Genomic DNA, 12,624 nt, shown 5'->3' on the forward strand with positions numbered 1-12,624 from the left:
CGATGAGCGAGAGCGCCAAGGTAGATGTTTCAGGCTATTCCTTCGAGAAGGCCGTGGCGGAGCTTGAGAGCATCGTTGCGCGGCTGGAACGCGGCGACGTGGCCCTGGATGAATCCATCACCATCTACGAGCGCGGCGAAGCGCTGAAGAAGCATTGCGAGGCGCTGCTGTCGGCCGCCGAGAACCGCATCGAGAAAATCAGGCTCGACCGCGCCGGCAAGCCGCAGGGCACGGAACCGCTGGACGGTGCGTGAGAGCAGCGAGAAAATTTGAGTTTGCCTGACATTCCCGGTAGGTTGAGCGTCAACCGAAAGGAGAGCCCATATGTCCTTCTTCCCAGGCAAAGATCCTCAGGCCGGTGATGCCTTCGCCTGCGACGCGATCGAAAACCTCATCATTCCGCGTACCAGCGACCTTGGAGGTTTTTCGGTGCGGCGCGCGCTTCCGAGCAGCCGGCGGCGGCTGGTGGGGCCGTTCATCTTCTTCGACCGCATGGGTCCCGCGATCCTGCGGCCAGGCGAAGCGCTCGATGTCCGCCCGCATCCGCATATCGGCCTTTCCACGGTCACCTATCTGTTCGACGGCGAGATTCGCCATCTCGACAGCCTCGGCACGGCCAAGGTGATCCGCCCCGGCGACGTCAACCTGATGACGGCCGGGCGTGGTATCGTGCATTCCGAGCGCACCCCCGAAAATCTGCGTGACCATCCGTTTGCCATGTCGGGCCTGCAGACATGGCTGGCACTTCCTGATGACAGGGAAGAAATCGATCCCTCCTTTGCCCACACGGAAAAAGACGACCTGCCAGTCATCGACGATGGCGGTGTGACGGGACGGGTGGTGATCGGCAGTTTCGAAGGCCTCACCTCGCCGGTAAAGTCCTTTTCCGACACGCTCTATGTCGATCTACAGCTGCAGCCGGGCGGGAAGTTTCCTTTCGGAGCGGCGCATGAGGAGCGTGCCGTCTATATCCTTTCCGGCTCGCTCGTCGTCGCCGGCGACCGTTTCGAACAGGATCAGCTCCTCGTTTTCCGCCCCGGCGATGCCATCACCCTCGAAGCTGCGGAAAAAGGCTGTCATCTCATGCTTTTTGGAGGTGCGGCGCTCAATTCGAAGCGCTATATCTGGTGGAATTTCGTGTCATCTTCCAAGGAGCGCATCGAGAAAGCCAAGGAAGAATGGCGCACAGGCCGCTTCGACATCGTACCGGGTGACGAAGAAGAGTTCATCCCCCTGCCGGAAGGCTAACAGGTTCATAACAACCCTACATGTTTCTTGTTCGGGAACACCTTGAATTTGGCGTCTTTTGTCGCAATTTGTTTTGACATAAAGGCGGCCCACCGCCCAAGAATAGCAAGAAAGAGGCTTCAGCCTTGACACAAATGCCACAGACGCCCCTGCTCGATCGGGTCCGCTATCCTTCCGACCTGCGAAAGCTGGAGGACCGTGAGTTGCCGCAGCTCGCCCGCGAAGTCCGTGACGAGATGATCGATGCGGTATCGCGCACGGGCGGACATCTCGGTGCCGGACTTGGCGTCGTCGAGCTGACCATCGCTATCCACAACGTCTTCAATACGCCGAACGATCGCCTGATCTTCGATGTCGGGCATCAGTGTTATCCGCACAAGATCCTGACCGGGCGGCGCGATCGCATTCGCACGCTGCGTCAGGAAGGTGGCCTTTCCGGCTTTACGCGCCGGGCCGAAAGCGAATACGACCCCTTTGGTGCTGCACATTCGTCGACATCGATCTCCGCCGGCCTCGGCATGGCGGTTGCCGCCGAGCTTGATCAAACCGACCGACGCGTCATCGCCGTCATCGGCGATGGCGCCATGTCGGCCGGCATGGCCTACGAAGCCTTGAACAATGCTGGCGCGCTCGATGCGCGGCTGATCGTCATCCTCAACGACAACGACATGTCGATCGCCCCGCCGACGGGGGCAATGAGCGCCTATCTCGCCCGCCTCGCCTCCGGCCGCACCTATATGGGTTTCCGCGATTTCGGCAAGAAACTTACCGCCTATCTCGGCAAGAAGGTCGACCGCGCCATCACCCGGGCGGTAGAGCACGCACGGGGCTATGTGACCGGCGGCACCATGTTCGAGGAGATGGGCTTCTACCATATCGGCCCGATCGACGGCCATTCCTTCGAGCACCTGCTGCCCGTGCTGCGCAATGTCCGCGACAATGCGCAAGGGCCTGTGCTGATCCATGTCGTGACGCAGAAGGGCAAAGGCTATCCGCCGGCTGAGGCGGCTGCCGACAAGTATCACGGTGTCAACAAGTTCGACGTCATCACCGGCACGCAGACCAAGGTAAAGCCGAACGCGCCGAGCTATACGAGTGTCTTCGCCGATGCTCTGGTGCAGGAAGCGGCACTGGACGAGAAGATCGTCGGCATTACCGCCGCCATGCCGAACGGCACCGGCCTCGACAAGCTGCAGGAATTCTTCCCCAAGCGCTGTTTCGACGTCGGTATTGCCGAACAGCATGCCGTGACCTTCGCAGCCGGCCTCGCCGCCGAAGGCTACAAGCCCTTTGCCGCCCTCTATTCCACCTTCCTGCAGCGCGCCTATGACCAGGTGGTGCATGACGTGGCGATCCAGGGCCTGCCGGTCCGCTTCCCGATCGATCGCGCAGGTTTCGTCGGCGCCGACGGCCCGACCCATGCGGGCTCCTTCGACACGGCCTTCCTCGCCACACTGCCCGGCTTCGTCGTCATGGCTGCCGCCGACGAGGCGGAACTCAAACACATGGTGCGCACCGCCGCCGCTTATGATCTCGGCCCGATCTCCTTCCGCTATCCGCGCGGCGAAGGTGTGGGCATCGAGCTGCCGGAGCGCGGCCAGATCCTGGAAATCGGCAAGGGCCGCGTGGTCAAGCAGGGTTCGAAAGTCGCGCTGCTGTCCTTCGGCACACGCCTGGCAGATAGCCTCGCCGCAGCGGAAGATCTCGATGCCGCCGGCCTGTCGACGACGGTTGCCGACGCGCGTTTCGCCAAGCCGCTCGACCACGACCTCATCCGCCAGCTTGCCGCTCACCACGAGATGCTGATCACCATCGAGGAAGGCTCGGTCGGCGGCTTCGGCAGCCAGGTCATGCAGTTCCTCGCCCGCGAAGGCCTGCTCGACAACGGCCTGAAGATCCGCTCGCTCGTCATGCCCGATATCTGGATGGAACAGGCGAAGCCCGAGGCGATGAACGCAATGGCCGGCCTCGACCGCGCCGGCATCGTCCAGACCGTGTTCAGAGCGCTCGGCCATGGCCGGATCGCCGAAGTGGTCGGCTAGTTTAACCCGTCGGCAATTCTATCCCGACCCGGCCTCGCCTTAAGTATCAGGCACCGAAGACCGCGACGCGATCGCGGCCGGCGGCTTTTGCCTTGTAGAGCGCGGCATCGACATTCCTCAGCAGCGATATACGCGTTGCCCCATCCTGCGGCGCAGCGGCGGCGCCGATGCTCAGCCGCGCGAAAATGGATCCGCCATCAACGATGAATGGCGCCCGAAAGGCTGCGAGCAAGCGCTCGGACAGGGAAACAAGCGTGTGCCTTTCGGGCAGGTCGGGAACAAATATCGCAAACTCGTCGCCCCCCATGCGCACGACGATGTCATCGATGCGAATGACGGAGCGGATGCGGGCCGCAGCTTCGCATAGCACCTCGTCACCGACATTGTGGCCGAAGCGGTCGTTGATCGCCTTGAAGCCATCCATGTCCAGATAGAGCACGCCGAAGCCCCGGTCGTCAGCGATGGCGGCGCTCAGGGCTCCATCGACGATGCCCTCCAGCGCCGACCGGTTGAAGAAACGGGTCAGAGGATCGGTCATGGCGGCGGTACGCAAGCCGTTCTCGGCGATCCCCATCAACAGATTGGTCTTCTGAAGGCGCAGAAGCGCGCCCGCGATCTGAGCAAACCGCATGAGGCTCTGCTGCTCGCTCTCCTTGAAGCGTCTCGGCGCCTGATCGAGAATGCAGAAGGCGCCGACGGGCAAGCCATTCTCCAATCTGACCGGTGCGCCTGCATAGAAGCGGAAATACGGGTCTTCGAGAACGAAGGGGGCGGCCTTCAGTTCCGAATCCTCGACAAGATCGGGAATAACAAGCAGCTCATCATCGAAAACCACTCGCGTGCAGATCGACATATCACGCGAGCATTCAGCGATCTTCAGCCCTGCCTGCCCGGCGATACGCTGCCAATCCTCATCGATGATGTTGATGGCCGCATAGGGCGTTTCAAACACGCCTCTCGCCAACTCCGCGAGGGTCGCAAGCTCCGGCGTCGGACTGCTGTGTACCGCATTCAGGGAGCGTACGGCCAAAAGTCTCTGTGTTTCGTTGGCCGGAACTCGGACGAGCTGTCCCATTCGAACCTCCCTCGGCGATCATCCTACGATTTATAAAAATGGCGGTTCGCCGCTCAGAGCAACCCTGCCACCGATCAAATATTTAATAAATCTTGACCAAAGGATGATCCGTCAAATTGCCGAACACGAGCGTATAGGCCCGAACAGCGTGCTTCCCAAGGAAAAGAGCGCTGACGACAAAGACAAGGCTGCTCCAAAATAACGCAGGCGTCGGCGAATGATATTTTCGCAAAGCCTGTGAAAAACGGAACGGCCCGCCGCAAAGCGACGGGCCGATGACGTTCATGGAGGTGATTCGTCGCGAGCCGCTCTGCCAGACATCGTCTACAGAGCAGCGGTCACAGGGTGATCAGAACTCTTCCCAATCGTCCTGAGCGGCAACGGCAGCAGCAGCCGTCGCCTTACCGCCGAAAGCCTTGGCGACGGTGCGACCCAGAACCCGGGCCGGCGATGCGGCCGGCTTCGACCGCGCCGTTGCAATCGCTGGCCGGGCGGGTGCAGCCTGCACGGCGTTGCTCAAACGGAATTGCCGAAGCAGCTCGTTGAGAGCTGCAGCTTCGCGGGCAAGCGCATGGCTTGCGGCCGTCTGCTCCTCGACCATGGCCGCATTCTTCTGCGTGCCCTGGTCCATGTTGTTGACGGCGGTATTGATCTCCTGCAGGCCGGTCGACTGCTCGCGGGTGGCGGTGACGATCGCGCCGACGTGCCGGTTGATCTCCTGCACTTCGGATACGATCATTTCCAGAGCCTTGCCGGTTTCACCAACCAGAGAGACACCGGTGTTGACCTGATCGCTCGACGTATTGATCAGGGATTTGATTTCCTTGGCCGCATTGGCGGAACGCTGGGCAAGCTCGCGCACCTCCTGAGCAACGACGGCAAAGCCCTTGCCGGCATCTCCGGCGCGGGCGGCTTCAACGCCAGCATTCAGTGCCAGAAGATTGGTCTGGAAAGCAATATCGTCGATGACGCTGATGATGTTGCTGATCTCGCCCGAGGACTTTTCGATCTGCTGCATGGCGAAGACCGCCCTACGCACGACTTCACCGGACTTTTCGGCGCCGACGCGCGCGCGCTCGACGAGATGGCCGACATCCTCAGCCCGCTTGGCGGAGTCGCGAACGGTGGTCGTTACCTGCTCGAGCGCCGCGGCGGTCTCTTCGACCGCGGCAGCCTGCTGCTCGGTGCGGTGCGCCAGATCGTCGGCAGCCGAGCGGATCTCGTCGGCACCGGCATTGATGGCGGCGGCATTGTGACCAACCGACTGCAGCGCCGCTTCCAGCTTTTCGACGGCATTGTTGAAGTCGGCGCGAACGCTGTCGAACTGCGGCGCGAAGGCCCGTTCCAGGCGCGCCGCAACATTGCCGCCGGCGAGTGTGGAAAGCCCGCCTGCAAGCGTTTCCATGGCGAAGCGGATTTCACCGTCTTCGCGCGCCTTCTGCTCATCGCTCATCTGGCGCTGACGCTCCGCATCGTCGCGCATGCGATCGGTCTCGCCGGCAAGGCGCAGCTTCTCGATGCCGGCCTGCTTGAAGACGAGGACAGCGTCGGCCATGCGGCCGACTTCATCACCACGACCGACAGCCGGGACTTCTACATCATGATCGCCATTCGCCAGGCGGCCCATTGCCGCCGTCATGCCGACGATGGGGCGCACGATGACGCGCGACAGCAACCAGGCAAGCACGGCGGCGGCGAGCGACGCGAGAATGCTGCCCAGAATGAGGGTCAGGCGCAGATCGCCATTGGCGTCGTCCTGCGTCGCGGCCAGCTCAGCAGCCTTGGTACGGGCAGCCTGCTTGATCTTGGCGGCAGCTTCGCGGAAGCCATCGAGCTGGCCCTTGGTTTCGTTCTGACCGATCTTGACGATCTGGTCGAGCGGCATCTCGGTTTCCTTGCGGGCCTTGGCCTGCGGCTCTGCGAGCTGGTGGAAATAGAGATCGGCAGCCTTCTGCATGTTGTCGATGGCCTGCAGCAGATCCGGAGAGCCGGCTGCGACCTGCTTGGCCGCAGCGATGCTCTTCAGCATCCGCTCGCGATTGTTGAAGATATCGCCATAGGTGCTGTCGCTGCGCAGCAGCAGGAAGCCGCGCAGATTGACGGCTTGCTCCAGCATGGCCTGCAGGGAATCATCGATCAGGTTGACAAGCTGGTGCGAACCGGCCTGCTCAGAGGCAGCCTTGGCCGAGACCTCTTCCTTGGCGTAAACGAATGCGGAAACGCAGGCGAAAATGGCAATCAATACGGTAAACGTGATGGCAAGCTTGCCATTCAACGAAAGTTTTTGTGCAAACATGAGTGAGCGCCTCCTGAGCGCCGGTCCTGGCGAGCATCGACAGGCCGCGATTGGGAGGAAACACAGCCGGACGCCCGAAGAATTCAGGGAGAGGCATGATTGGGGCGCAGAAGCGCGAAGCCTTCATGGCAGGCGACGACCTCGAAACAGATCATCGCAATCCTGCGCATCAGTAGTGGCTACCGCTTTAAAATTATTTAATTTTGCGCAACCGGTTTTAAACGGGCCTAATTCACAGGCGTCGCGGTGAGAATAAGGATGTCGAGATCCCGGTCGGGATAGAAATCCTGCGCCGTCATCTGGAAACTGGTCGGACCGGTCTTCTTCACGTCCTTGCCGCAGAAGCTGATGTAGTTATCCGGGCTGCCCTTATCGACGGTCAGCTCGAAATGCTTGATGGGGCCGGACCAATTGGCGCCCGTCGTCAGCACGTAGGAGATCCAGCTCTCGGTATAGGTGCGTCCGCCCTTGTCTGCTGCGGCGGCAAGCTTGGTCGCGGTCTTCAGGAAAGCCTCGTCGAGGCAATATTTACCGCGATAGGCCTGCAGCTGCTGCGTTTGATACTCCTCCTCACCGGCAAAGGTGATGGCCACGGTGCCGCCGACGCTCGGCTTGTAGCGATGCTGGACAGCGATTTTGGCCTTGGCCGGAAACTTGGTGCGCCACCAATAGGTCGTGTGCAGCGTCCACATCGGCGTCGGATGATGCTTCATGCCCTGGCCGTCATTGTCGTATTCGTCATCTGCGATCAGTCCGCGAGCCGTCCAGTCTTCCAGCACATCCGCGGGCAGCTTGGCGGCGGCATCCGTTGCCGCACCGCTCAGCGGCAACAACGGCACGCCATGCGCCTTCAGCTCATCCGTCATGTCGACCCCGGCGACCGTAACCCGCTGCTGAAGGGTCGGGGTTATGGCCTTTCCGTCCTGCGTCACGGTGAAGCCGAGGAAGTTGTCGGCCTCGACATCTCCGGCATCGACCGTGCTGTCGACATCACCCTTGATATCCGGCATCGGGAAAGCGACGAGGCTCTCGACCTCTTTGTCGGAGGTATTTTCGAACACATAATCGACGCGCACTTCGGCGGGCGAAATGAACAGCTTTTCCTGGGCCATGCTGATATCGCCGGAGCGGACATAGGCGAGGCCGCCCGTCCGCAGCTCGGCCATCGTGTCATTCGCCAAGGCGGGCGCGGCGAACATCGCCAATAGCGCCGTATAGCCACCGATTTTTCGCATGGTGTTCCCCAACCGCAGATTTGTTCGATTATGGCCAGCTGCAATCCGCCGTCAACGCCGGCATCAGCACAAAAGGCTTGCAACGCACTGCATTGCCCGGCATGGACTGCCTATGTCCGAACCGCAACGCCTCGACCAGCTTCTCGTCTCCCTTTCGCTCTTCGCCAGCCGATCCCGTGCGCGCGATGCCATTCAACGCGGCACCGTGACCGTCGACGGCAAAGTCGTGACCAAACCGGGGGCGCTGTTTACCGAAGAGGCGCAGATCGGCATCGACGATCCCGCCCAGGATTATGTCTCGCGCGCGGCGTTGAAACTGGTAGCCGCCCTCGACCATTTCGGCCTTGATCCGCAAGGGCAGCAATGCCTCGATGTCGGCGCATCGACCGGGGGCTTCACCGAAGTGCTGCTGCAACGCGGCGCAGCCCATGTCACCTCCATCGACGTCGGCCACGGCCAGATGCATCCGCGCATCTCGGCCGATCCACGTGTGACCAATATCGAGGGGCTGAACGCCCGCAACCTGACAGCCGAGGACATCGGCAGGCCCATTTCCTTCATCGTTTCCGACGTCTCCTTCATCTCGCTGAAGCTGGCGCTAGCACCGGCGCTCGCTCTTGCCGAGCCGGGTGCGCGTGCAGCGCTGCTGGTGAAGCCGCAATTCGAGGCAGGCCGCGATGCGATCGGCAAGAACGGCCTGCTGAAGGACCCCTCCTCCGCTCCGACAGTCGCCGCCGAACTCGAGCGCTGGTTTGCCGAGGATATGGGTTGGCGGAGCCTCGGCCTCATTGCCTCGCCGATAACAGGCGGCGACGGCAACCATGAATTTCTTCTCGCAGGGATCAAGCCATGAGCACTGAAAATGTCACCATCCAGAAGCTCGGCGCCCAGGGCGACGGCATCGCGCAGGGCGCTGATGGCCCGATCTACGTGCCCTTCACGCTGCCGGGCGAAAACGTCGCCATCGCGCGGGTGAAAAGCCAGGGCACGCTGATGTCGATCACGACGGCCTCGCCGGAGCGCCAGGAGCCACACTGTCGGCACTTCGGCCCGCACGGCGTCAATGGCGCCTGCGGCGGCTGCACCCTGCAGCACTATACGGACGCGCCCTATAGGGGTTTCAAGCGCCAGCTCGTCATCGATGCGCTGCGCTCGAAGGGTCTGACGCCCGAGGTGGACGATATCGTTGCCGCCCATCCCGGCGAGCGACGCAAGGTGGTCCTCGCCGCACGGAAAACCGAAAAGGACATGCTCATCGGCTTCAACCAGGCCGAAAGCCATCACATCGTCGCCATTGAGGAATGTCCCATTGCCGCAGCCGGCATCATGGCCCGCTTGCCGGCAATCAGGACGATCGCCGCGGCGATGGCCATCAATGCTGAGGCCTTCCGCATTTCCGTGCTGGAGACGCAGACCGGCCTCGATCTCGCCGTCGACGGCATCAAGTCGCTCTCTGATAAGCAGCGCCGCAGCACGATCGAAACCGTGCTGTCGCTTCGCGGCATTGCGCGCCTTTCGCTGAACGGAGAAATCCTGGTGGAGCCGGCAAAGCCGATCATCGATTTCGGCGGCGTGCAGGTCTCGCCGCCGCCGGGCGCCTTCACGCAAGCGACCAAGCAGGCCGAGGACGCCATGGCCGAGCTGGTGACGGCCCATGTCGGCAAGGCGAAGCGCATCGCCGATCTTTTCGCCGGCAGCGGCACCTTTTCGCTTCGTCTGGCGCGGATCGGGCGCGTGCATGCGGTGGAAGGCGAAGACAAGCCGCTCGCAGTGCTCGACCATGCCGCGCGCAATACACCGGGGCTGAAGCCCGTCACGGTCGAGCGTCGCGATCTCTTCCGCCGACCGCTAATGACACAGGAACTGAAGGTCTACGACGCCGTCGTCTTCGACCCGCCTCGTGCAGGGGCCGAATTCCAGTGCAAGGAACTGGCCCGGTCGCAGGTCAAGAAGATCGTCGCCGTCTCCTGCAATCCGCTGACCTTCGCCCGCGATCTCGCATTGCTGGTCGAAGGCGGCTACCGCATCACCCGGGTGACACCGATCGACCAGTTCCTGTGGACCTCGCATGTCGAGGTGGTTGCGGCGCTGGAGAAATAAGCCTTCAGCGCTTCATGAACGCCTCGAAAGCCGCGCGGGCTTCGGCACTCTTCAGCTGGGCGGCGAAATGCTCGGCTTCTTTGTGAATGCGGTCGAGGACCGCGTCCGGCGGGCCGCGCATCAGGTCGCGCGCAATCCGCAAGGCTTCGGGCGGCTTGGCGGCGATCTTGGCTGCTAAAGACAGCGTTTCGGTCTCCACCGCGTCCGGCGCGGTCACCTTCCAGATCAGGCCGGCATCCTTTGCTTCGGCAGCGGAAAAGCCTTCGCCGAGGGCAAGCAGGGCGAAAGCCCGCTGATGCCCCATCACCTGCGGCGCGATCAGGCTCGATGCGGCCTCGGGAACGAGAGCAAGGTCGACGAAAGGCGTTTTGAACAGGCTGCGATCGGAGGCAACCGTCAGATCGCAATGCAGATGGATCGTAGTGCCGATGCCGATCGCCAGGCCGTCAACGCCGGAGATGACGGGCTTTCGCGCGCTCGCCAGCGCGATCAGAAAATCGATCACCTCCCGGCCCATGCTGCCGCCCATGGCGAAGGCCAGGAAATCAGCCATATCGTTGCCGGCGGAGAAGCAGCCCTCGGTGCCGAGGAAGACGTTGACGCGGATATCAGCTGTATCTTCCGCCGCCTTCAGCGCATCGGTCATCGTCTGATACATGGCCCGCGTGATCGCATTCTTTTTTTCCGGACGATTGAACCGGATAATCTGGATATGCGGGGCGTTTTCGGGGCGTTCAATGAGGATATGGTCGGTCATGCTGGTTCCCTAAGCAAACGCGATGCGGGCGGCTTCAAGGCTGCCGGCTCCGGCAACGACACGGTCGGAAAGAGCTGCAGTCTCAGCCAGAAGATTCTCGGCTGCAAAACGGCAGAGCGCGACACGTTTCGCCCCTTCGCCATCCCCCGCATCCGCAAGGGCGCCCTTGGCCAGATAGCTTCCGGTCAGCACGAGGCCGAAGAGCCGCTGGTAAGGTGTAGCGCCGGCCAGGGCTTCGGTGACTGAGCCCTCCGCCTGCCTCGACAGGAGCCATTCGCTTGTCTTTTCCAGATCGGCGATGGCTGCCAGCAGCCGCGGCGCCGTCTCGCCGAAACCTGCAAGATTGGATTTGGCGACGGCGTCGGCGATCCCGCGCAGTTCGGCGATAAAGCCACGCACATGATCGCCGTTCGCGATCGTCAGCTTGCGCGTCACCAGGTCGATGGCCTGAATGCCGTTAGTGCCCTCGTAAATCGGCGCGATGCGCGCGTCACGCAGCAGGCGTGCCGCACCGGTTTCTTCGATGAAGCCCATGCCGCCATGGACCTGAATGCCAAGCGAGGCGACATCGACGCCGGCATCGGTGGAAAAGGACTTGGCGATCGGCGTCAGCAATGCTGCGCGCTCCTGCCAAAAGCCGGCCTTTTGCGGGTCGCGATGAGACATGTCGATCGCCTCTGCGCAGGCGTAGCAGATGGCGCGCGAACCCTGTGTCAGCGACTTCATCGTCAAGAGCATGCGGGCGACATCGGGATGCTCGATGATGGGGCTCATGCCCGATGCTGTCGTGCCCGGCGCGCGGCCCTGGGTGCGCTCTCCGGCGTAAGCGATGGCCTTCTGCGTGGCTGCTTCCGCAATCGCCACGCCCTGGATGCCGACGGCTAGCCGGGCATTGTTCATCATCGTGAACATGCAGGCGAGGCCTTTGTTCTCTTCGCCGACGAGCCAGCCGATGGCGCCCTTTTCTGCACCATATTTGCCGTCGCCAAAGATGAGCGTGCAGGTCGGCGAGCCGTGAATGCCGAGCTTGTGCTCCAGAGAATGGGCAAAATAATCGTTGCGGGCGCCAAGCGAGCCATCCTCGTTCACGAGGAATTTCGGCACGAGAAAGAGCGAAATGCCACGCGTGCCGGCAGGCGCATCCGGTAGACGGGCGAGGACGAGATGAATGATATTCTCGGTCGCCTCATGATCGCCCCAGGTGATGAAGATCTTCTCGCCGAAGATGCGATAGGTGCCGTCATCACGACGTTCGGCGCGCGAGCGCAGAGCCCCGACATCGGAGCCGGCATGAGGCTCCGTCAGGTTCATGGTTCCGGTCCACTCGCCCGATACGAGCTTCGCCAGATATTTCCTCTTGAGATCATCGCTGCCATGGGCTCGCAGCGCCTCGGACGCCCCCATGGTCAGCGTCGGCGCAAGGCCGAACGCCATCGAGGCGGAATTCCACATTTCCAGCGTCGCGATATTCAGCATGTGCGGCAGGCCCTGCCCGCCATACTCTTCCGGCGCCGTCAGCCCGTTCCAGCCGCCGGCAATCCAATCGCGGTAGAGCTTCTCCCAGCCATCGGGCAGCACCACCTTGCCGTCGACCAGCCTTGCGCCCTGCCTGTCGCCATTGCCGGCGAGCGGCTCAACCTCCTCGCCGGCAAATCGCCCCGCTTCCGATAGGATGGCATCGACGACATCGGCGCTGAGATCGCCGAGAATGCCCTCCTCCATCGCGCGCTCCATGCCCGCGACATGCTTCAGCGTGAATGCGATTTCTTCGACGGGTGCCTTGTACATGCTGCTTCCTCCGCATTGGTGCTGCCGGCGACCCGCCTCACCCGGGTCGTCGCCGATGTGCAGTATAGCTAGTTTATTTTTAC

Annotated in this window: 11 protein-coding genes; 5 read left to right on the forward strand and 6 right to left on the reverse strand. The window is 62.2% G+C overall.

The features are described 5' to 3' along the window. The first annotated feature begins 2 nt into the window (after nt 1-2). The 3 genes from QD409_RS22280 to dxs all read left to right on the forward strand — a co-directional run bounded on the left by QD409_RS22280 (nt 3) and on the right by dxs (nt 3,290). Entirely contained in the window at nt 3-254 is a 252-nt protein-coding gene (locus QD409_RS22280; protein ID WP_034488124.1) for an exodeoxyribonuclease VII small subunit, read from the forward strand. 70 nt (nt 255-324) lie between these two features. Continuing rightward, nucleotides 325-1,248, forward strand: coding sequence for a pirin family protein (locus tag QD409_RS22285; RefSeq protein WP_092847059.1), 924 nt, complete (start codon nt 325-327; stop codon nt 1,246-1,248). Nucleotides 1,249-1,373: 125 nt separating this feature from the next. Further along, nucleotides 1,374-3,290, forward strand: a complete 1,917-nt coding sequence (dxs, locus tag QD409_RS22290) for a 1-deoxy-D-xylulose-5-phosphate synthase (RefSeq protein WP_092847057.1) — start codon at nt 1,374-1,376, stop codon at nt 3,288-3,290. Between the two features lie 46 nt (nt 3,291-3,336). On the opposite strand, the gene QD409_RS22295 is transcribed toward dxs, so the two are convergent. The 4 genes from QD409_RS22295 to QD409_RS22310 all read right to left on the reverse strand — a co-directional run bounded on the left by QD409_RS22295 (nt 3,337) and on the right by QD409_RS22310 (nt 7,896). Continuing rightward, complete coding sequence (locus QD409_RS22295) at nt 3,337-4,365, reverse strand: sensor domain-containing diguanylate cyclase (RefSeq protein ID WP_092847055.1); 1,029 nt, start codon at nt 4,363-4,365, stop codon at nt 3,337-3,339. A gap of 82 nt (nt 4,366-4,447) precedes the next feature. Next, nucleotides 4,448-4,651 (reverse strand): hypothetical protein, encoded by a 204-nt coding sequence (locus QD409_RS22300; protein ID WP_092847053.1) that lies wholly within the window; start codon nt 4,649-4,651, stop codon nt 4,448-4,450. A gap of 63 nt (nt 4,652-4,714) precedes the next feature. After that, on the reverse strand, nt 4,715-6,661 hold the full coding sequence (locus QD409_RS22305) for a methyl-accepting chemotaxis protein (protein ID WP_092847051.1): 1,947 nt from the start codon (nt 6,659-6,661) through the stop codon (nt 4,715-4,717). A 227-nt stretch (nt 6,662-6,888) separates the two neighbouring features. Continuing rightward, nucleotides 6,889-7,896, reverse strand: a complete 1,008-nt coding sequence (locus tag QD409_RS22310) for a DUF4424 domain-containing protein (RefSeq protein WP_092847049.1) — start codon at nt 7,894-7,896, stop codon at nt 6,889-6,891. Nucleotides 7,897-8,008: 112 nt separating this feature from the next. Between QD409_RS22310 and QD409_RS22315 the strand changes: the two genes are divergently transcribed. Together QD409_RS22315 and QD409_RS22320 are read left to right on the forward strand one after the other, a co-directional pair. Continuing rightward, entirely contained in the window at nt 8,009-8,749 is a 741-nt protein-coding gene (locus tag QD409_RS22315) for a TlyA family RNA methyltransferase (protein WP_092847047.1), read from the forward strand. Continuing rightward, the gene (locus QD409_RS22320) at nt 8,746-9,996 is read left to right on the forward strand and encodes a class I SAM-dependent RNA methyltransferase (protein WP_092847045.1); all 1,251 of its coding nucleotides are present in this window, start codon (nt 8,746-8,748) and stop codon (nt 9,994-9,996) included. The genes QD409_RS22315 and QD409_RS22320 overlap by 4 nt, the downstream gene beginning before the upstream one ends. Nucleotides 9,997-10,000: 4 nt before the next feature. Here QD409_RS22320 and QD409_RS22325 read toward each other — a convergent pair whose 3' ends face one another. Next, nucleotides 10,001-10,753, reverse strand: coding sequence for a crotonase/enoyl-CoA hydratase family protein (locus QD409_RS22325; protein WP_092847043.1), 753 nt, complete (start codon nt 10,751-10,753; stop codon nt 10,001-10,003). 9 nt (nt 10,754-10,762) lie between these two features. After that, nucleotides 10,763-12,541 carry an acyl-CoA dehydrogenase gene (locus tag QD409_RS22330; protein WP_092847041.1) on the reverse strand — a complete coding sequence of 593 codons (1,779 nt, stop codon included), beginning with the start codon at nt 12,539-12,541 and terminating at the stop codon, nt 10,763-10,765. Nucleotides 12,542-12,624 lie beyond the last annotated feature (83 nt).

The organism is Rhizobium sp. BR 315 (genome assembly GCF_050577975.1).
GTDB classification, from domain to species: domain Bacteria; phylum Pseudomonadota; class Alphaproteobacteria; order Rhizobiales; family Rhizobiaceae; genus Rhizobium; species Rhizobium miluonense.

Coding starts and splice junctions, on each gene's coding strand:
- QD409_RS22295 (WP_092847055.1), bottom strand. CDS start 4,365: ATGGGACAGCTCGTCCGAGTTCCGGCCAACGAAACACAGAGACTTTTG.
- QD409_RS22285 (WP_092847059.1), top strand. CDS start 325: ATGTCCTTCTTCCCAGGCAAAGATCCTCAGGCCGGTGATGCCTTCGCC.
- QD409_RS22305 (WP_092847051.1), bottom strand. CDS start 6,661: ATGTTTGCACAAAAACTTTCGTTGAATGGCAAGCTTGCCATCACGTTT.
- QD409_RS22310 (WP_092847049.1), bottom strand. CDS start 7,896: ATGCGAAAAATCGGTGGCTATACGGCGCTATTGGCGATGTTCGCCGCG.
- QD409_RS22315 (WP_092847047.1), top strand. CDS start 8,009: ATGTCCGAACCGCAACGCCTCGACCAGCTTCTCGTCTCCCTTTCGCTC.
- QD409_RS22300 (WP_092847053.1), bottom strand. CDS start 4,651: ATGAACGTCATCGGCCCGTCGCTTTGCGGCGGGCCGTTCCGTTTTTCA.
- QD409_RS22325 (WP_092847043.1), bottom strand. CDS start 10,753: ATGACCGACCATATCCTCATTGAACGCCCCGAAAACGCCCCGCATATC.
- QD409_RS22320 (WP_092847045.1), top strand. CDS start 8,746: ATGAGCACTGAAAATGTCACCATCCAGAAGCTCGGCGCCCAGGGCGAC.
- QD409_RS22330 (WP_092847041.1), bottom strand. CDS start 12,541: ATGTACAAGGCACCCGTCGAAGAAATCGCATTCACGCTGAAGCATGTC.
- QD409_RS22280 (WP_034488124.1), top strand. CDS start 3: ATGAGCGAGAGCGCCAAGGTAGATGTTTCAGGCTATTCCTTCGAGAAG.